This window comes from Lachnoanaerobaculum saburreum DSM 3986 (assembly GCF_000185385.1).
Classification (GTDB): Bacteria; Bacillota; Clostridia; order Lachnospirales; family Lachnospiraceae; genus Lachnoanaerobaculum; species Lachnoanaerobaculum saburreum.
The window spans coordinates 2,403,314-2,422,100 of sequence record NZ_GL622296.1; the positions used below are offsets into that span (position 1 = coordinate 2,403,314).

The following is an 18,787-nucleotide window of genomic DNA, read 5'->3' on the forward strand; positions in this document are numbered from 1 at the left end:
GTTAAATGAGAAAGTATTTATTGTGTTTTACTTATACACTAAAAAGCCAAGTTGCATATACAGCTTGGCTCCAAATTATATTTATTTAAAATCTATTATCTTAAAAGACAAGGCTTCTTTGGATTGAATTTCCATCCCGGGATAAGATACTGCATTACAACAGAGTCATCTCTTCCACCAAGACAATGCTCATTATAAAGCTTATTAGCTTTAAGTACTTGATCCATATCTATTTCTATACCAAGCCCCGGTTTCTTAGGAACAGCCACACATCCGTCTACAATCTGAAGCGGCTCTTTTGTAAGTCTCTCAATACCTTCCTGCCAAATCCAGTGTGTATCAAGTGCATTGTACTTACCCGGAACGGCGGCACCTACCTGTGTAAACATTGCAAGTGATATATCAAAGTGGTTATTTGAATGACTTCCCCAAGTATATCCAAAGTCATGACACATCTGTGCAACCCTTACCGAACCTGACATTGTCCAAAAATGCGGATCGGCCAATATAATATCTACCGCTTGTGACTCAAGTGAATGTCCCACTTCTCTCCAATCTGTAGCAATCATATTTGTAGCAGTGGGGAAGCCTGTTCTTCTTCTAAACTCGGATACAATCTCTCTTCCTGAGTATACACCCTCTGCACCACATGGATCCTCACAGTATGTAAGTATACCATGCATATCCTTAACATACTCTACAGCTTCTTCAAGCAACCAGCCACCGTTCGGATCAAGGTCTATTCTGGCATTCGGAAATTTGGAATTATATCAATATTTATACACTAAAAATGAGCTGTCACATTACTGTGGCAGCTCTTTTCAACTATTGAATATCAAGCGGTTCTTTTCTTGTAGGTGGTGTAAATACACTGTCAATTGCCTTAAAATCATCCTCATCAAGTAAAATCTTATCAGCACCTGCATTCAATATGGTATGAGACTTGTTGCCTGTTCTCGGTATTGCTATAGTCTTTCCGTTTCTAATATTCCATGCAAGCATCACCTGTGTAATATCACACTCATGTTTTTTTGCTATTTTCTTTAATACCTCTGAATTAAACAACCCTCTTCTAAGACTTCCGGCCTGTGCAAGTGGACAATATGACATAAGATTTACATCATTTTCAATCATCCATGGCAACAAGCTGTACTCAATACCTCTTGAACCTGTATGATAAAGCACTTGATTTACCATACAATTTTTCCCATTTGGAATATTATAAAGTTCTTCCATATCATCTATATCAAAGTTTGATACACCCCAAGATTTTATCAATCCTTCTTTTACAAGTTCTTCAAGACATTCAACTGTTTCTCTTAGTGGAGTACTCCCTCTCCAATGATACAAGTACAAATCCAGATATGAAACTTTCATTCTTTTAATGCTGTTTTCACAAGCTCTACGCATATTTGCTCTATTCGCATTGCTCGGTAGTACTTTTGAAACCAGAAAAAGTTTCTCTCTGTCAAAATCCTTTATAGCTTCTCCTACCAATTCCTCACTTCTACCGCTACCATACATTTCAGCTGTATCTATAAGTGTCATACCAAGGTCTATACCTGTCTGTATAGCTTCTATTTCATCTTTTCTTTTTGCTTTACTCTCACCCAGATACCATGTTCCTTGCCCAAGTGCAGGTACAACTACCCCATTCTTTAATTTTACAGTATTATTCATAAACGCCTCCTAAATGCCTATACTATATAACATGGATATTTTATAACCATTAATATTCATAATTCAATAATTGATATTTTTTTATCATATATCTTAATTTTACTGTTGTTTTGTGTTATACTCTCTTAAATAAACTAACTAACGGAGTATATATGGATTTAAAGCAATTGGAATATATTATAGCTATAGATAAAGAAAGAAATATATCAAAGGCTGCAAACAGGCTTTTTATTACTCAATCAGCACTAAACCAACAGCTTTTAAAAATTGAAAATGAGTTGGGCACAAAACTCTTTGACAGAAGGCATCCGTTTATGGTTCCGACATTGTCCGGGAAAATATATATAAATACAGCTAAGCGAATGATTGAAATGAAAGAAGACACTTATAAGATAATACGTGACATTGCTAATGAGGATTATGGCGAAATATCTCTGACCTATACTCCTGAACAAGGAGCAACTTTATTTGCAAATATTTATCCTTACTTTCATGCAAAATATCCTAATATAACCTTCAAAATTACCGAGACAAGAGTAAAAGCCATGGAACAGCTGCTGCTAAACAGAGAAGTGGATATAGCACTGAGCATATATTCAGAGGATATAGGGTTAAAAGACAGTCTTGAATTTATAGACCTGCACACTGAACAAATACTTGTCGGTGTTCCATCATCAAATCCTGTCTTAAAAACTATAAATGCTGTTTCCGATAACAAATACCCACAAATTGACTTAAATTCACTGGCCGAAGAAAATTTTGTACTTATGTCTACAAATACTTTGATAAGAGATATTATAGATCTATGTTTTAAAGAAGCTTCATTCACTCCAAAAGTTTTATTTGTAACATCCAGTACACCGACTGTATTAAATATGGTCAAACAACAGATTTGTCTTGGCTTTATACCTGAATCTTATATAAATAATACAAATGATATAATATTTTTTTCACTTTCACCTGCCAGATATTGGACCAGATGTATATCATATCTGAAAGGCGGATATCTGACAAAGTCTGAAAAATATTTGATAGAGCTTTGTAAATTATACTATAGTGGTGAATTATCACAATATGCACTTATTGACAAATAGTATGATATTGTGATCAAAATATGTTTTAAGCCGATACCGTCTTACCAAAATATAGTCTATAATAAATCTTACAGAATAATTTTAACATTGTTTTTTGTTAAAGACCACAAATTCTATATAACCTTTAAAGACGGATTTCAGCTTATATATCTGATTATCCTGTGTACTACTCTACCTTTCTTTCTTATACTCTATGGGATGAAACATGTATCAGCCACTACAAGCGGTATATTGCTTTCACTTGAGAGTGTAATGGCTGCATTTATGGGAATAATAATATTGCATGAGGCATTTACGCTGAATCTGTTTATAGGTGGTGTTATTATAATGTTTTCATTTGTATTGTCCGAGGTATTGCCGAAGGTATTGAAAAAGTGATATTCTTTTCATTATATATCAATAGGCTGTATCACTAACAAATGCGATACAGCCTATTTAAATAAGTGAAAATATATATCATTTGGTTATAAAAATGCACTTAATGTCACATTTCTACTCTATATTTTTGCCAATGTCTGTATCTGTTCCCATATCTTCTCGTCTACATTTATCCCTTCTCGCATACTGATACTTCTTCTTTGCAGTGTATTTTCACCGGGACATTTTACCGGATGGCTTGAATCAATAGGATGTGACAAATCTGCTTTTTTTACCCTATCATCCCATTTCTTTTGAACAGTATCCTTATCACCAAATAAATAGGGATCAATTGCTATAAATATTTGACAACAACCGGTACAACTTCCTCTTTTTTCATCATCAAGATCTGAACCTGTTTTTCCATTTGCCAGTGCAGATGCAACTAAGTCAAGTACCAATGCCATAGATGTACCTTTCCAATAACCTGTCGGCAGTATTCTTTTAGACCTTTCTATAGCACTCGGATCAGAAGTCAAATTTCCGTTTTCATCAAAACCTCCCGGATATGGTAACTGTTTTCCTGCCAATCTATAGACCCCCAGCTTTCCATAAGCGTACTGACTCATCGCCATATCAAGTACTATTTCACCATTTTCTCTCGGCACTGCCATACAGAATGGATTATTTCCTATTCCGGGTTCATCGCTCCCCCACATAGGCATACAACTTTCTGTTGCGATCCAACTTATACCTATTTTACCGCTTTCAGCCATTCTCCAAGCATAGGTACCACCACGCATCCAATGTGTGGTATTATTAAGTGTGACTAAGCCTATACCATGTTCATCGGCAAGTTTGATTGCTCTGTCTGTACAAAAAATTGCATTGGTTATTCCCGGACCCAAATTACCGTCATAATTTTCCGCCAAACCCTTTTTGCCGACTAACTCAGGCTCTCCATTTGGATTGACCCATCCCCTTTTAACATATTTAACAAATCGCGGTACTCTGTTTGCACCATGACTTTCTACTCCGTCAGCACTTGACTCTGTGTGAATTTTAGCACAAATACCTGCTTTTTCATCATTTAATCCGGCATTTAAAAATGCTTGTTTTATTGTATTTTCTAATATCTCAAAAGTTACTTTAACGCTCATCATGTTTCCTTTCATTATCATCCACTAATTCCATTATTTCTTCATAAAGACCTGATGCCTCGTTTTGTGAATACCCATAAACAAGTAATACATCTAAAATATATGGTGAAAAAGTAATTTTTGAATATTTGTATGCAAATCCCATAGCGGCAATCTCACTTAATGCAATAATATTAGATTTATAATGAAAAAATCCAATTGACCACAACTCAATTTTCTCAACTCTTGTATAAATTTCTTTTTTATATTTTTCTTCTATGCTATGAAAAAGCTCATGAAGTAATAGTATGTCTACTATATTTGCATCGCAAAATATTCCTTTTATATCTCCATCAAACAAATATTTTTTTGCTTTATTTACAGCATCCATATAAATTTTTATATTATTCGGTTCTCTAAACTCGGCAAATAAAACCCGGTCTGTATTTTCAGGTAAAATCGGATATTCTGTTTCCATTCCCAATTTTTTTGCCAAATCTTCTGCAGATAAATTTCCATATTCGCTTTTTAATCTATCGGCCCACTCCATACCGCATTCCCATGACTTCTGCATATACTCTTTTCTTTTATACGGCGAAATTCTCCCTACTAAAGGATCCCTTGAAAAAGCATACCTCTCCCAATCTAAAAGTGATATTTTAGATAACTCCTTTAACATATCTGCTATTTTTCTTTCTGCAAATTTAGGTTTTTCATAGACTATATTTTTTTGTTTTCCAAAAATCCCATAAAAAATAGGCTTTAAATTAGCGAACTGTTCTTCCATACCTCCTCCAAACTTCATGTAATAATCAGCAAGAAAATTTATATTGAAGCCACAATTATAATCTCCTCCTGCTTATCTCTATCACCCAAATCCAAATCCATCAGTAAATAAATTTGCTCCAAATCAATAGCTGAATAATCACTTATCCTTGGTCCGTAACATATAAAATAATCCGGCCTTATAACAGAATCCGTTCTAAATTCAGCTTGTTCTTCCCACAACTGTTCTACAACTTCTTTATAATTCGCGATTTTACACTTTGTAACAAAAGCATTTGAACACTGAACTTTAATAAATCCTTTTCTATCAACAATTCTAACTGAATTCTTCCCCTTCTTTGTAGCTTCAAATACAAAGAACTTATCATTTTTAATTGATAATTTTATATCTGTTACATCCTTGCCAAAATCTTTTGTCACAAGTTTTGTGGCTTCGTTTTCATCACATTCTTTCAGTAAATCTGTTGCCTTAACCTCCGTAGAACCTGTAGCAATTGCGGTTACTTTACCTGTCTGTGCATCTATTTCCACATGGACTTCAATCGAATCCGGATCAGCTCCTGAATTTATTGCACTGTCAACAGCTTCTTGCTTTAACTCTTTTATATCCTCCTGTGACGGATTTGGAATTACTCTTTCTACAACATCTCTTACCATTGCAAGAGCAACACCTATTGATGAAATCACCTCTGCATTTTCCGGAATATCATAATCAAGTCCCATTTTCTTGGCACAATACGGCACTAATGCCGCAGCACCACCACCACAGCCAACAAGTTTCATTGCATCATGATCAAGTTCATACTTTTCTGCCAGCGACTTTATACACAAAGATACTTTATCATAATCCTTATCAAGAATCTTTGTTGCCAACTCTTCTACAGTTATTCCAAGCTTATCTGCTACAGGTTGCATTGCTTTTCTTGCCGAATTTTCATTTCCATGTGCAAAATACTTTTCATCTACCAATCCAAGTACATTTGCCGCACAGGTATTTGTAAAACAAATTTTCTTCCCGTTTTGAAGTCTGATTACACAGTAGTCGGCAGGATCTCCTTTCTTCGGGCTTACCAGTTCAATCTGAGGATTCACTATTTCCTCTTCAGGAGTAAAACAAGCGTACTCACAACCTGCTATGTGAGCTGAACGTGGTCCGACATCTACGACATCTTTATCGCTTATTCTGACCATTGAACCACCTGCACAACCAAGAATTCTGACATCAAGTGAATTTATATATGTATCATGTCCGCCTATTTTAGCATAGTCCACTCCCGGTCTTCCGTTTTTGATTACACCGATATTTGTAGTGGTTCCTCCAACTTCAAAATATATGGCATTTGATGCTCTCAGATACATAAGCGAACCCATCACAGATGCTGCAGGTCCTGACAGTGCTGTAAGTATAGGACGTTTTCTCATCTCATTTATCTCCATAACACCACCATCACCACGCATTATCATAAGCGGTACAGATACTCCGGCTCCTCTAACAGAGGACTCTGTAGCGTTCGCTGTAGCCATCATCTTTGGCAATATAGATGCATTTATAGCGGCTGTTCTTGTTCTTCTTGTAAGACCATATAGCTTAGTAATATCTGATGCCATTGTTACCGGTATATTCTTTTTTGAAGCCAAATCATGTATTTTTTGCTCCTCTTCCATACTGTCTACACCAAAAGCCATAGAAGCCACAATAACATCAGTTCCCTGACTCACGAGTTCATCAATATTTTGATTTATAACTTCATCTGTCAATTGTTTTTTCTTAATAAAAGTATTGAGCACCTTTATCATCCTTCCGACTTTTTCATCAAGGACTATATCTTTTAATCTAAGTTGACGCTTGGCTAAGAACCCTTCCAAACCGCCTCCGGCAATACCGATAATACCTACATTTGCCACATCGCCCTCAATAAAGGCATTTGTGGCTTGGGTAGTGGAGTGAGCTACAAAGACCACATCAGACGGATCTATATTAAAGTTTTTCAGACAATTTCTAAAGCTTTGTACAACACCTGCCGCCACTCCGGCTTTGTCATCATGTGTTGTTTTTACCTGATCTTTACCAATAATCTCATGCGTCTCATTATCCATTGCCACACATTTTGTATACGTTCCGCCTACATCAATTCCCATACGAACTTTTCTTTTTTCCATTTTTTACCTTCCCGGTTATAAACACTATTTAAGAATTGCCGACATAAGCCAGTTTCCACCAAGACTTCCCAATAATATGAATGCTGCCACATACTGTAATATTCCGGCTATATATGCATTAGGTATTGAAAGTTTTAAGAAGTCTTTTGACTCTACCTTTGTATAAGCAAGTCCCCAAGCAACCCATGACTGTGTTATACATGAACCTATATTCACTGTTATAGTAGGTATTGCAAATAATGCATATAGAAATGGTAAAGAAAAATCTCCAATACGCATTACAACTCCAAGTGTTGCAGCACCACATCCGAAAAGGGTAAGAGGACCTCTAAAAAGTCCCATAAATAATAAAACGGTAAATACAACACATAACACAAGTTCATTCTTTGGGAATATTCCTCCTAATAACACTTTAAAATAAGGTGCCGCATATGCTGCAACTTTATTGAACATAGGTAATGTCAATAGGAATCCTACAAGAGGTGCTGTATCAACTACTCCATCATAAAAAAGTTTATTTACAAGTTGGCAGTTCTCCTTAAAATTTCCCTTCATCTTTCCGCATAGGAACAGTGCCAAAAATCCGGCTATAACAAATCCGGCTATAACAGAGAAGTTCAAAGCAATCTTCAAAGCCACAGGTACTATAGGAAGTATAAGTGTGTAAAACGGGGCATCTTTTGTTTGTGCACTTTTTCTTACTGTAGCAGCCCATGCATGAGAGGTTTTAGATTTCGTAAGATACACTCCGGACAAAACTGTAGTTGTTATAAGCAATATTATCATTGCTACAAATCCCCATTTAGATGCATACCAACCTAAGTTGAATTCCGGAACGGCATCCTTTTCAATGAAAAAGGCTCTACACTGTGCAAAGATAACGGGATTTATATAAATTCCTGCACACACCGAACCCATAAAAGAAAACATTGCTATAGCTTTCGGTATACCCAGTGACATAAGTATCGGTAATACAATAACTCCAATGGCAATTACAGGACCTGCTCCCATCATAGCCGTAAATATAATTGCTGTAACTATATTTAATAGAGCTATTGTTATCATAGGCTTATCACCACCTAATTCTACTGTCTTTCTGATTAGTGTAGAAGCAATTCCTGTTTCCATAAGTACACGGCCAAACCAAGCCCCCCAGCATACATTAACCAATGTACTGCCCCAATCCTCAGGTGCCTTTTGAAATATTGTATTTAATGCATCCATAACTCCTTTCATGCCGGCAAATTGTAAAATTTTATTTTCTTCCAAAAATGCCGGACTTGAACCTAGAGTTCCTGCAAACGATAAAACAGCCCAAATAATACTTATAATCAAAAAACCTATCATAAGATTATTTCCTGATATACAATACCATGCCAATCCAAAAAATGTTAAAAGCAAAATTATCCCAATAATATATTCCATATTCCCTCCAAAATATTAAACGTTTAATTGTGACAAGAATTTCTTGCCTACCATGGGTATTCCTCCTTTCCTTCCCAAGGTGCTTTAATTACATAAATAACTCATATAATGATTATATATTGGTTCATAAACGTATTATTTATTCAAAATATTCACTATAAATTCCTGATAAGACACCTGCATTTGCCAAGAATCCATTGTACCTGTTTGAACAAAGTACTGTAAGCAAATCTATTTTACAACTGTTCAACTGTTCTGTCATAAGCTTCAACTCAAGTACTGTTGTTTCCCACGCATTCAATGCCGAATTATGGGCACTATAATTATATGTTAAATATTTTAATGAACTTAGCCTGTACATATCACAGTCTATTTTATCCAGGAAAGAATATACATGTTCCTTACCACATTCTTTAGCCAGAGTTTGATAAAATCCCCACTCAAGCATAACCATATCGTATTCATCTTTTGGTATTTTATCCACCTTTAGAAGATCTAAATAACTGTTAACCATTTCGAGTTCAAAACCGTTTTTCCTTTTGTTTACAAGTTCCACAATTATTGCCTGATCCAATACCAAGTGAGCATGTGTAGCCTCTCTAATCATATCTTTATTTATTTTAGTCACCACTGAACCCCTTTGCGGTAAAGTCTCCAAATACCCTTCATCTGCAAGACCTGTAAGTATATTCCTTACCTTCGGTCTACTCATATTTTTTTCTATTGCTATAGAATTTTCACTTAACTTATCTCCCGGCTTCAACTCCATAGAAATAAGTTTTCTTTTCAACTCGTCATATAATGATATATATACCACCCCCTTAATATCACATAAATTTATCAATCCAAATTGTTTACAAGTTTATTATATATTTAAAATAATATCATGTATGTTTTATAACTTCAATATTTTTATTAAACTATAGTATTAGATTCTACAAATTATATCTTGAATCCTATACTTTAACCATGTTATACTTGTAACATTCTAATATATTCATGTATATATTAAGATACTGTAACTATTCCAATATTGTTTACAAGTTTTTATCTTTGTATACATTGATGGATGCAAACCTCCGGCTCTACATTTGAAATATACTGTTAGAGCCCTACTATTAATAACACGATTGGGTAAATATATGAATTTAGAAAAAAAACTATCAAAGTATAAAAATAAATTTATTTTAAAAAGGAAATCTGAGGACACAAAGCAATATGTATATAGGATATTAAGCACACTAATTCTTAATATGATTCTTACACCCGGACAGAGGTTGAATGAACAAAAACTTGCTTTGTTTATGGATGTCAGCCGTACTCCTCTTCATGATACCTTCACAAAACTATCAAAAAACAATCTTGTAGACATTATCCCTATGAAAGGTTCTTTTGTCTCAAAAGTTGATAAGAAAAGAATTTATAATGCAGTATGGTTAAATGTACAGTTATGTATATCTATGATACATGGTATTTTTATTACCGATGTCAAGAAATCAGAACTTAATATATTGAACGAAATACTTATACAACTGGAATATAACTATACTCATGGTGATTTTTTGCGTGCTTCAAGATCCTTAGTACAATTCTATCACCACCTTTTTATTCTTGGAGGAAATTTTGAAATACTATGGTCTAAACTATATGAATATGAATCAGATTTATTTAGATTATACTCCCTAGCTCTTAGAGATTCAAAGTTTAGCTATAATATTCATAAAATCTTATTATCAATTACAAATGCTCTAATAAAACGTGACAATGATTTAGCATGTCAATTATTTTCACAGCATATGGCAAGTATGTTAGATATTGTTGACTTGCTTATAGATGACAATTTAAATGTATTGGAGTCATTCACATCTGCCTAGAATTTTATACTCGTACCCTATAAGCAACCATTCTCTTTATTACACTTGTAATTGCGCATCCATGTGTAATATAATATCTACATCAACCTAATCAACATATTCACTTGCCGGGTGAAATGTGTCCAAGGTATAAGCCTTTGACCTTTTTACAACAGGGGGGTGAGGGGTGATGCCGGATTTAGATAACCAACCAAATGGTATTAAGGAGTCTCTTATGGGTTCAAAAGTAAAAATGGATACTGCTACAAGGCAGAAATGTAACAAAATCATTGCATCGGCAGCTGCCGCCGCCGGTCTGGCCGGAGTTGCACCTATTCCGCTTGCAGATACCATTCCTATTACTGCCGCTCAGATAGGAATGGTTATAGCACTTGGTAAAGTTTTTGACTTTACCATAAGTGAATCTGCCGCCAAATCTGTCCTAAGTATTATGACGGCTCAGACTGTGGGCAGAACAGTATTTGCCAATTTGATTAAGGCAATTCCCGGTGCGGGAACTATAGTGGGCGGTGTAGTGGCAAGTGCTACGGCAAGTGCCATAACAACAGCTCTAGGTAAAGTAGTTTCAGAAGATTTTTATAAAATTTCAGTCGGTGAGCAACCGGACAATATATCAGCAGCCGCAAAAGACCTTGGAAAACTGTTTTCTAAAAATTATATAACTCTAAAATAAATCATTAACAAAGATCTGTTGTCTTTAACAGGTCTTTTTTGCTGTTAAACCGTCTTATACATTCCTGACGATTTGCCGGTATTTAAAGTGGCTTTGACATTTTTTAGAACATATAAAACAATTACAAAAAGCTGCCACCTTAAAGTGACAGCCCCTTTACTATTTATTATTTTTATCTTTTATTTCCTTTATATTATTATTTTGTCCTACAGTCTTAAAGTCTAAAGCCATTTTCATTCTAAAGTTTATATGCTGGTGAAGTACAAGTGAAATCACCTTTGCCGAAAAAAGCAATGCCAACATAAAAGCTGCAAAGATCATAAAATAATCTGTTTTTTCATTTAATTTTTCCATTAACATACTCCTATCCTATACTTTTTATAAGGTTATTTCTCACACATCTTTATGAATGAGAACCTCTATACAATAGTATCACAGAGTAAACTATCCCTCAACCTTTACACGATTGAGGGACAGTTTTTATTAAGCAATATGTGCTACACCTTGCTTTGAATTTTCTTTTGATGTGACTTTTTTAATGATGAACAGCACGCCGACCATCAACACTATTGCTGTTATAAGTGATATAGCAACATTTTTTACAAAAGCTGCTATTATATAACTTACAAATGATACTGCTGCAACCAGCATTGCATATGGAAGCTGTGTGTTAACATGGTTAATATGATTTGACTGTGCGCCCGCACTCGCCATAATAGTTGTATCTGAGATAGGTGAGCAGTGATCGCCACAAACAGCTCCTGCCATACATGCTGAAATAGATATTATCATCATCTACTGATCCTTGCCTGCAAATACGGCGGCAACTATAGGGATAAGAATACCGAATGTTCCCCATGATGTTCCTGTTGAGAATGCCAGGCAAACCGCAACTACAAATATGATTGCGGGAAGCAGTAACTGCATACCTCTTGCCGAATGCTCCATCATAGCCGCTACAAACTCCTTTGCTCCAAGTACATCTGTGATAGATTTCAGTGACCATGCAAATGTAAGAATAAGTATTGCAGGTACCATTGCCTTAAATCCCGCAGGTAAGCAATCCATACATTCTGTAAACTTAAGTGATCTTCTTACAATATAGAATATCAATGTGATAATAAGTGCTATAGAACTGCCCATTGAAAGGCCTACAGAAGCATCACAATTTGAAAAAGCTTCTACAACGCTTGCACCGCCGAATATCCCTCCTGTATAAAGCATACCTATTACACAGCAGATAATAAGTGAAATAATCGGGAAGAGCATATCAATAAGCTTACCGTCCCTATTGTTTCCCCTGTCAAGCTCCTCAAACTTCTCCTCTCCGGTTGTGAAGAGGTCACCTTTTACAGCATTCTCCTCATGAACTTTCATAGGACCGAAATCAAACTTCCACAGTGTGATAATTAACATCATCACTATTGTAAGAAGTGCATAGTAATTGAATGGAATTGCCTTTACAAAGAGTGCAAATCCGTCTTCACCGTCAACAAAGCCTGTAACTGCTGCAGCCCATGATGAAATAGGTGAGATGATACATACAGGAGCCGCTGTAGCATCTATCAAATACGCCAACTTGGCTCTTGAAACTTGGTGCTTATCTGTGATGGGTCTCATAACACTGCCAACTGTAAGACAGTTGAAATAGTCATCAATAAAGATAAGGCATCCAACCAGTATAGCTGTAAGCTGTGCACCCACTCTTGTCTTTATTCTTTTAGATGCCCATCTACCGAAGGCATCTGAACCTCCGGTCTTATTCATAAGTGCAACAATCATTCCTAAAATAACAAGGAATATCAAGATACCTACATTGTAACTGCTTGACAATACCGACACAATACCTCGTTCAAATACTGCCTTCATAGTTCCTTCAAAACTGAATCCTGATGCCAACATACCTCCAAAAATCAGTCCTATTGCAAGTGAGCTGTATACCTCCTTACTTATAAGTGCAAGCACAATAGCCACAATTGGCGGTATCAGTGACCAAAAGGTTGCATAGAGTGCCGGCTTTGGCAATTCCGATTCGGCTCCATAGACAATCATCGGACACATAAATACAACAAATAATGCTAAACATAGCATGTATATTTTTTTATTTCTAAAAATATCAGGGGTACAAGTGTTATTACCACTGTTCATATCTTTTCCTCTCTTTTACATTTCTATACCGACACGGGCTCTTAATCCCTTGTCAAAGGGATGCTTAACCTTTTGAAAGTGAGTCAGATAATCGGCAAGCTCTGTTATTTCATCTTTAGGATTTCTTCCTGTCATAACAACCTCAAGATTTTGTGGGCGGTTTTTTAAAAATTCTGTCAATATATCATGACTTACCATATCAAGGTTATAAGCATCTATTACTTCATCCATTACCAATAAGTCAAACTTTCCTTCATTGACAAGATGAATAATATCTTTTAAGTGATTTGTGAAAAACTCCCTTGCCTTAAGTTTTTCATCATCAGTCATATTAAATGTAAATCCGAAATTATTTTTTTTTGTATAGACTTCTATATTTTCTATTTTTCTAAGTACTTTCAGCTCGTTTGAGGTATCACTTTTTAAAAATTGTGAAAACAGAACCTTTCTGCCACTACCTGCACATCTTACCGCCAAGCCGACTGCTGCGGTCGTCTTTCCTTTACCGTCACCTTCATATACATGAATAAGTCCCGTCATCTTAACTCCCCTACTTGCCTTTCTATAAACTCTTCATTAATAACATCTGCCATATCATATCTCTCAAATCCATAGTGTCTGCAAAACTTTCTTTTATTCGTTATAGTATTTATTACAATACCATAAATATTTGCATAATAAATACCGTATAATAAACTACCATAAACCTTTAAAAATGTAAACCATATATCAAATGGCCGCCTTATATATAAGCTTTCAGTATAAGTATTTATATTATACGTATTGCCTTTTATTTTCTTTCCTATTATAATGTCGTTGTATTTTTGCTATGGAGATGTATATGAGACGAAAAAATACTACAACTGAAATGATGATGGGATATATGTGTTCCGCTTTGCTTGAATTGATGCTTGAAAAAGACTATGCAAAGATTTCAATAGGCGAGATTGCCAAGAAGGCAGGAGTTGACCGCTCATCTTACTATAGACATTTTAAATCAAAAGAAGATATTATATCTTTCTTTTTTGATATGGTTCTAAAGGAATCACTTGACGGATTTACAAATCTGTCAAGTGTAGACTTTACATTATATATTCATTCGATATATATGGCTTTTTATAACTATAAGAAAGAAATCTTACTCATTTACCGCTCAAATCTTTCTTCTTTGCTTTTAGACGTGCTTTCAAAAAGATTTCAATTCAATGAATATGCTTCTAATTCCTCACTGATAAAGCAATATGAACTTTCTTATATCATCGGTGGAATTTACAATAATTTGATATTCTGGATGAGCAGAGATATGAGTGAAACTCCTGATGAACTTACAGCCATTTCACTTGAGTTTAGAGATGAGGATTCAATATCCCTTTTAAGTCTGAGATGATTTTAACCCTTGTAACAAATATAAAAAGCTACAAGGGTTATTTCTTCATTTTATAAATTTTCTAAAGGTTTCATTGCTCTTTTTAATATGCCGTTCATATATGCTATTGATATACCATAGTTTGTCATCGGAATCTCTCTTTCCTTTGCAAACTTCATTCTTGTTTTCATCCGGTTTTCATTAAGCATACAGGCACCACAGTGTATTATCAACTTGTATACCGACACATCCTTTGGAAACTCGTCTCCGCTGCTGAACTCAAAAACAAGATCTTTTTCACCTTGAAGTCCGCTGAATTTTCTGACAAGTCTAGGTATTTTTACACTTCCGATATCCTCACACTGGCGATGATGTGTACAGCCCTCACTTATAAGTATCTTATCACCGCTCTCTAATGTATCAAGTACTCCGGCTGCACTGTATAAACTCTGCAATGCCCCCTTATAATTGGCAAATATTATAGAAAATGATGTCAGCGGAATATCCTCAGGCAATATCTCATCCACTTCCTTAAATACCTGTGAGTCACATATTACAAGTGCAATATCATTAAACTTTTTCAAAGTTGATTCTATCTCATCCACCTGCACTACTATGGCAATTCCATGTCTGTCAAGTATCTCTCTTATTACCTGCTGTTGCGGCAGTATCAGCCTGCCCTTTGGTGCGGAAGCATCTATCGGCGTTACTAAAAGTATTATATCTTTTGCTTTCATCATATTGCCTAAGATAGTCTTTTCCTTCTTATCGGCAGCCAATATCTGCGCCATCATACCTTTTAGCTTATCTATATTGATACTTTTCAATGCGGAAACATATATATCCGCCTTAATATCATTCTTTATGATTTCACAATCAGATTTATTCCCGACTACAAGATATCTCTTTTCATTTGACTTTATTTTATCTAAAAATTCAATCTCATCAGGTGATGTTTCATTACTTGCATCTACAACAAAGAGTATCAAATCCGCCTGATTTATATATTCAAGGCTTTTTTCCACTCTAAGCGCCCCCAAAGTACTTTTATCATCCAATCCCGGTGTATCTATAATTACCACAGGACCGAACGGTAAAAGTTCCATACTCTTTTTCACAGGATCTGTAGTAGTACCGCTGATATCTGAAACTATTGCGATATCCTGTGAAGTGATTGCATTTATAAGACTGGATTTACCTACATTGCAACAGCCGAATATTGCAATACCGGCTCTCTCTCCCGCCGGCGTAGCATTCATATTTGAACCGCTCATATTAAAACCTGAAATCCCTTGCATTTGTAGTTTCAATTTTATTGATATATTCTGTAGCTCTCTCCTTTACCACCGGATTGCTTATCTTATCAAGCTCAGACTTTATCATCCTCATTCCGTCATCCTTAGTCCCTTTAGATGCATAATCGGTCATATACTCACTTAATGTCATCAGTGCATTCGGATGACAACAGTTGATAATCTGTCCGCTCTTACATAGACTCATAAAACGGTCCCCTGTCCTGCCCTCTCTGTAGCAGGCGGTACAAAATGAGGGAATATGTCCCATATGCATCAGCCAATCTACCACCTCATCCAAAGTTCTTTGATCTGATACATCAAACTGCTCTGAATCAGTAGGTCTGATTTCTTCCGTATATCCGCCTACTGAAGTTCTTGAAGCACCGCTTATCTGTGAAATACCCACCCTTAATGCACGCTCTCTTACTTTTTGGCTCTCTCTGGTGGAGATAATCATACCTGTATAAGGAACTGATATTCTGATACAGGCAATTATCTTTTCAAAGGTATCGTCATCAAGACCGTTGTCAAAGGTTTCAGGGTCAATATCATCCGCCTTTTTGATTCTTGGCACACTTATAGTATGAGGTCCTACACCGAAAGTCGCTTCAAGATGCTCGGCATGCATCAAAAGCCCTGCAAACTCATATCTGTATGACTCAAGTCCGAAGAGTACACCAAGTCCTACATCATCAATACCTCCCTCCATAGCTCTGTCCATTGCCTCTGTATGATATATATAGTCATGCTTTGGACCTGTAGGATGCAGGCTCTCATATGACTCCTTATTATAAGTCTCCTGAAAAAGTATATATGTACCTATGCCGGCTTCATGAAGTTTTCTGTAATTTTCCACTGTGGTTGCCGCTATATTTACATTTGCTCTTCTTATAGCACCGTTTTTATGCTTGATGCTGTAGATAGTCTTAAGTGACTCCAGTATATACTCTATAGGACTGTTTATCGGGTCTTCACCTGACTCTATAGCAAGTCTTTTATGTCCCATATCCTGAAGTGCAATTACCTCATTTTTTATCTCTTCCTGTGTCAGTTTTTTTCTGGCAATATGCTTATTCTTAGCATGATATGGACAGTATACACATCCGTTTACACAATAATTTGACAGATACAGCGGGGCAAACATTACTATTCTGTTGCCGTAGAAAGTCTGCTTTATCTCACCTGCAAGCGCATAAATTTTCTCTATAATTGACTTGTCCTCACAGGCAAGAAGTACAGATGCCTCTCTGTGAGTCAGCCCTTTTGCTATAATACCTTTTTCAGTTCTTTTCGGTCTTGCCTTCTCAAGATACTCTTCTATCAAAGCGATATTATTTTTATTTTCTTTTGCGAACTTAAGTGTATTTAATATCTCTTCATGATTTATAAACTCTTCGGCTTTTTTTGATTTTACATCATACTTAAACATTTACTGTCTCCTCTTACTTTTGCAACTTTATAACCTATATTATTGATTCTCTTAGTAATACAACCGATGCAATGAGCAGCTTCATCTCCTGTACATACTTTTCCGTCATATAGTTCGTATTTTTTTCTTGTCTTTAACGGTGAAAGATTGGGCATCACCACATTTGCACCTGCAAGTATTCCTTTTTCTCTGCCAAGATTGTCCAGTGTACTCAATGAGGTTGTGGCAGGTATCAGCATATCCGGTCTCATTATTCTAAGTATTGCTATAAGAAAAAGTGTCATCTGTATACTTCCACTTTTCTCATCCCTAAATGCGGTGTCATGATGTGGGATAAAAGGTCCTATTCCACACATATGCGGTCCGAACTCTTCTATAAACTTTAAATCCTTAGCCAATGTGGCAGAGCTTTGATATGGTGAACCCACCATAAATCCACAACCTACCTGAAATCCTATTTCCTTAAGATCCTGTAGGCATTTCATTCTGTGGTCAAATGACATCTGCTTCGGATGAAGTTTTTCATAGTGAGCCTTATCCGCAGTCTCATGCCTTAGAAGGTATCTGTCCGCACCTGCATCAAACATCTTTTGATATTCATCTCTTTCATACTCACCAAGTGAGAGAGTTACTGCAACATCCTTATACTTATTCTTTATCTTTCTTACAATATCACATATATATTCCGGTTCAAACTTTCCGTCTTCACCCCCCTGCATAACAAATGTTCTATATCCAAGTCTATAGCCTTCATCTGCACATTCCAAGATTTCATCCTCTGAAAGCCTGTATCTGTCACAGTTGCTGTTTGAATGTCTGATACCGCAGTAATAACAGTCATTCTTACAAATATTGCTGATTTCAATAAGACCACGAAGGTAGATATCCTTTCCGTAGTTTTCATCACCAAGTATTCTTGCCTTTTTACTGATATAGTCAAATACTTCTTCATTCAGATTTTCCAATAAATATCTGTATTCTTCTAAGCTAAGACTTCTTTTTTTTCTAATTTATCTATCAGTTCTATACTCTTATTAAGCTCAACATCTTTGTCATATTCGGTATCCTTAAAGTTTGTCTTATATATGTCTTTAACCATTGGCATTACCTACATTGGAATAAGCCGTCTTTATGCTCACTCCTTTTAATTTCCCTATTTTCCCTGAAAGACTTGAAATTATATCATTCGGCGCATCCACTGCTACCGAGAGAATACTTATATTTCTTTTATGATATGGTATTCCCATTCTGCCAACTATATATTCACCATATTCATGTAACAATTCGTTGAGTTCCTTTACCGAATCCTTATCCTCTACTATAATCGCCATCAGAGCAACTCTGTTATCCATATTTTCCCC

General features: G+C 35.7%; 16 protein-coding genes and 3 pseudogenes. 5 read left to right on the top strand and 14 right to left on the bottom strand.

Going from position 1 to position 18,787, the window contains the following annotated elements; genetic code table 11:
• Positions 1-95 precede the first annotated feature (95 nt).
• Both HMPREF0381_RS10990 and HMPREF0381_RS10995 read right to left on the bottom strand, forming a co-directional pair.
• Positions 96-761, bottom strand: a pseudogene (locus HMPREF0381_RS10990) (enolase C-terminal domain-like protein); the annotation flags it as partial.
• A gap of 64 nt (positions 762-825) precedes the next feature.
• Positions 826-1,680 (bottom strand): aldo/keto reductase, encoded by an 855-nt coding sequence (locus HMPREF0381_RS10995; protein ID WP_008752053.1) that lies wholly within the window; start codon positions 1,678-1,680, stop codon positions 826-828.
• A gap of 152 nt (positions 1,681-1,832) precedes the next feature.
• On the opposite strand from HMPREF0381_RS10995, the gene HMPREF0381_RS11000 reads away from it, so the two are divergent.
• Positions 1,833-2,774, top strand: coding sequence for a LysR family transcriptional regulator (locus HMPREF0381_RS11000; RefSeq protein WP_008752054.1), 942 nt, complete (start codon positions 1,833-1,835; stop codon positions 2,772-2,774).
• A 9-nt stretch (positions 2,775-2,783) separates the two neighbouring features.
• Positions 2,784-3,152, top strand: coding sequence for an EamA family transporter (locus tag HMPREF0381_RS11005; RefSeq protein ID WP_008752055.1), 369 nt, complete (start codon positions 2,784-2,786; stop codon positions 3,150-3,152).
• 119 nt (positions 3,153-3,271) lie between these two features.
• Here the strand turns inward: HMPREF0381_RS11005 and yiaK are convergent, their stop codons facing one another.
• The 5 genes from yiaK to HMPREF0381_RS11030 all read right to left on the bottom strand — a co-directional run bounded on the left by yiaK (position 3,272) and on the right by HMPREF0381_RS11030 (position 9,458).
• A complete protein-coding gene (gene yiaK, locus HMPREF0381_RS11010; protein ID WP_040461414.1) occupies positions 3,272-4,291 on the bottom strand; it encodes a 3-dehydro-L-gulonate 2-dehydrogenase in 1,020 nt (339 codons plus the stop codon).
• Positions 4,281-5,057, bottom strand: a complete 777-nt coding sequence (locus tag HMPREF0381_RS11015) for a hypothetical protein (protein ID WP_154647101.1) — start codon at positions 5,055-5,057, stop codon at positions 4,281-4,283. Before HMPREF0381_RS11015 ends, yiaK begins: the two co-directional genes overlap by 11 nt.
• A 38-nt stretch (positions 5,058-5,095) precedes the next feature.
• Complete coding sequence (locus tag HMPREF0381_RS11020) at positions 5,096-7,216, bottom strand: hydantoinase/oxoprolinase family protein (protein WP_008752058.1); 2,121 nt, start codon at positions 7,214-7,216, stop codon at positions 5,096-5,098.
• A 24-nt stretch (positions 7,217-7,240) separates the two neighbouring features.
• A complete protein-coding gene (locus HMPREF0381_RS11025) occupies positions 7,241-8,641 on the bottom strand; it encodes a hypothetical protein (RefSeq protein WP_008752059.1) in 1,401 nt (466 codons plus the stop codon).
• A 139-nt stretch (positions 8,642-8,780) separates the two neighbouring features.
• Complete coding sequence (locus HMPREF0381_RS11030; RefSeq protein WP_040461415.1) at positions 8,781-9,458, bottom strand: GntR family transcriptional regulator; 678 nt, start codon at positions 9,456-9,458, stop codon at positions 8,781-8,783.
• Between the two features lie 325 nt (positions 9,459-9,783).
• Between HMPREF0381_RS11030 and HMPREF0381_RS14340 the strand changes: the two genes are divergently transcribed.
• Positions 9,784-10,515, top strand: coding sequence for a GntR family transcriptional regulator (locus HMPREF0381_RS14340; protein WP_008752061.1), 732 nt, complete (start codon positions 9,784-9,786; stop codon positions 10,513-10,515).
• A gap of 169 nt (positions 10,516-10,684) precedes the next feature.
• Positions 10,685-11,188, top strand: coding sequence for a YcjF family protein (locus tag HMPREF0381_RS11040; RefSeq protein ID WP_008752062.1), 504 nt, complete (start codon positions 10,685-10,687; stop codon positions 11,186-11,188).
• Between the two features lie 159 nt (positions 11,189-11,347).
• Here the strand turns inward: HMPREF0381_RS11040 and HMPREF0381_RS11045 are convergent, their stop codons facing one another.
• From HMPREF0381_RS11045 to HMPREF0381_RS11055, 3 genes and pseudogenes are all read right to left on the bottom strand, one after another.
• A complete protein-coding gene (locus HMPREF0381_RS11045) occupies positions 11,348-11,542 on the bottom strand; it encodes a hypothetical protein (RefSeq protein ID WP_040461416.1) in 195 nt (64 codons plus the stop codon).
• A gap of 129 nt (positions 11,543-11,671) precedes the next feature.
• Positions 11,672-13,336: pseudogene (locus tag HMPREF0381_RS11050) on the bottom strand (Na+/H+ antiporter NhaC family protein).
• Positions 13,337-13,351: 15 nt separating this feature from the next.
• The gene (locus HMPREF0381_RS11055; protein WP_008752066.1) at positions 13,352-13,876 is read right to left on the bottom strand and encodes a cob(I)yrinic acid a,c-diamide adenosyltransferase; all 525 of its coding nucleotides are present in this window, start codon (positions 13,874-13,876) and stop codon (positions 13,352-13,354) included.
• Positions 13,877-14,177: 301 nt separating this feature from the next.
• Here HMPREF0381_RS11055 and HMPREF0381_RS11060 point away from each other — a divergent pair, with 301 nt between their 5' ends.
• Positions 14,178-14,723 (top strand): TetR/AcrR family transcriptional regulator, encoded by a 546-nt coding sequence (locus tag HMPREF0381_RS11060; RefSeq protein ID WP_008753853.1) that lies wholly within the window; start codon positions 14,178-14,180, stop codon positions 14,721-14,723.
• Positions 14,724-14,773: 50 nt separating this feature from the next.
• On the opposite strand, the gene hydF is transcribed toward HMPREF0381_RS11060, so the two are convergent.
• From hydF to HMPREF0381_RS11080, 4 genes and pseudogenes are all read right to left on the bottom strand, one after another.
• Complete coding sequence (gene hydF, locus HMPREF0381_RS11065) at positions 14,774-15,976, bottom strand: [FeFe] hydrogenase H-cluster maturation GTPase HydF (protein WP_008753877.1); 1,203 nt, start codon at positions 15,974-15,976, stop codon at positions 14,774-14,776.
• 1 nt (position 15,977) lies between these two features.
• Positions 15,978-17,426 carry a [FeFe] hydrogenase H-cluster radical SAM maturase HydG gene (gene hydG, locus HMPREF0381_RS11070; protein WP_008752069.1) on the bottom strand — a complete coding sequence of 483 codons (1,449 nt, stop codon included), beginning with the start codon at positions 17,424-17,426 and terminating at the stop codon, positions 15,978-15,980.
• A pseudogene (hydE, locus tag HMPREF0381_RS11075) lies at positions 17,408-18,525 on the bottom strand ([FeFe] hydrogenase H-cluster radical SAM maturase HydE). The gene hydG and the pseudogene hydE overlap by 19 nt, the downstream one beginning before the upstream one ends.
• A complete protein-coding gene (locus HMPREF0381_RS11080; protein ID WP_008752071.1) occupies positions 18,518-18,778 on the bottom strand; it encodes a TM1266 family iron-only hydrogenase system putative regulator in 261 nt (86 codons plus the stop codon). The pseudogene hydE and the gene HMPREF0381_RS11080 overlap by 8 nt, the downstream one beginning before the upstream one ends.
• Between the last annotated feature and the right edge of the window lie 9 nt (positions 18,779-18,787).

Bases quoted from the DNA above. Each gene is read 5' to 3' on its own strand.
- HMPREF0381_RS11015 (WP_154647101.1), bottom strand. From the start codon at position 5,057: ATGGAAGAACAGTTCGCTAATTTAAAGCCTATTTTTTATGGGATTTTT.
- hydG (WP_008752069.1), bottom strand. From the start codon at position 17,426: ATGTTTAAGTATGATGTAAAATCAAAAAAAGCCGAAGAGTTTATAAAT.
- HMPREF0381_RS11000 (WP_008752054.1), top strand. From the start codon at position 1,833: ATGGATTTAAAGCAATTGGAATATATTATAGCTATAGATAAAGAAAGA.
- yiaK (WP_040461414.1), bottom strand. From the start codon at position 4,291: ATGAGCGTTAAAGTAACTTTTGAGATATTAGAAAATACAATAAAACAA.
- HMPREF0381_RS11045 (WP_040461416.1), bottom strand. From the start codon at position 11,542: ATGGAAAAATTAAATGAAAAAACAGATTATTTTATGATCTTTGCAGCT.
- HMPREF0381_RS11080 (WP_008752071.1), bottom strand. From the start codon at position 18,778: ATGGATAACAGAGTTGCTCTGATGGCGATTATAGTAGAGGATAAGGAT.
- HMPREF0381_RS11060 (WP_008753853.1), top strand. From the start codon at position 14,178: ATGAGACGAAAAAATACTACAACTGAAATGATGATGGGATATATGTGT.
- HMPREF0381_RS10995 (WP_008752053.1), bottom strand. From the start codon at position 1,680: ATGAATAATACTGTAAAATTAAAGAATGGGGTAGTTGTACCTGCACTT.
- HMPREF0381_RS11055 (WP_008752066.1), bottom strand. From the start codon at position 13,876: ATGACGGGACTTATTCATGTATATGAAGGTGACGGTAAAGGAAAGACG.
- HMPREF0381_RS14340 (WP_008752061.1), top strand. From the start codon at position 9,784: ATGAATTTAGAAAAAAAACTATCAAAGTATAAAAATAAATTTATTTTA.
- HMPREF0381_RS11020 (WP_008752058.1), bottom strand. From the start codon at position 7,216: ATGGAAAAAAGAAAAGTTCGTATGGGAATTGATGTAGGCGGAACGTAT.
- hydF (WP_008753877.1), bottom strand. From the start codon at position 15,976: ATGAGCGGTTCAAATATGAATGCTACGCCGGCGGGAGAGAGAGCCGGT.
- HMPREF0381_RS11025 (WP_008752059.1), bottom strand. From the start codon at position 8,641: ATGGAATATATTATTGGGATAATTTTGCTTTTAACATTTTTTGGATTG.
- HMPREF0381_RS11040 (WP_008752062.1), top strand. From the start codon at position 10,685: ATGCCGGATTTAGATAACCAACCAAATGGTATTAAGGAGTCTCTTATG.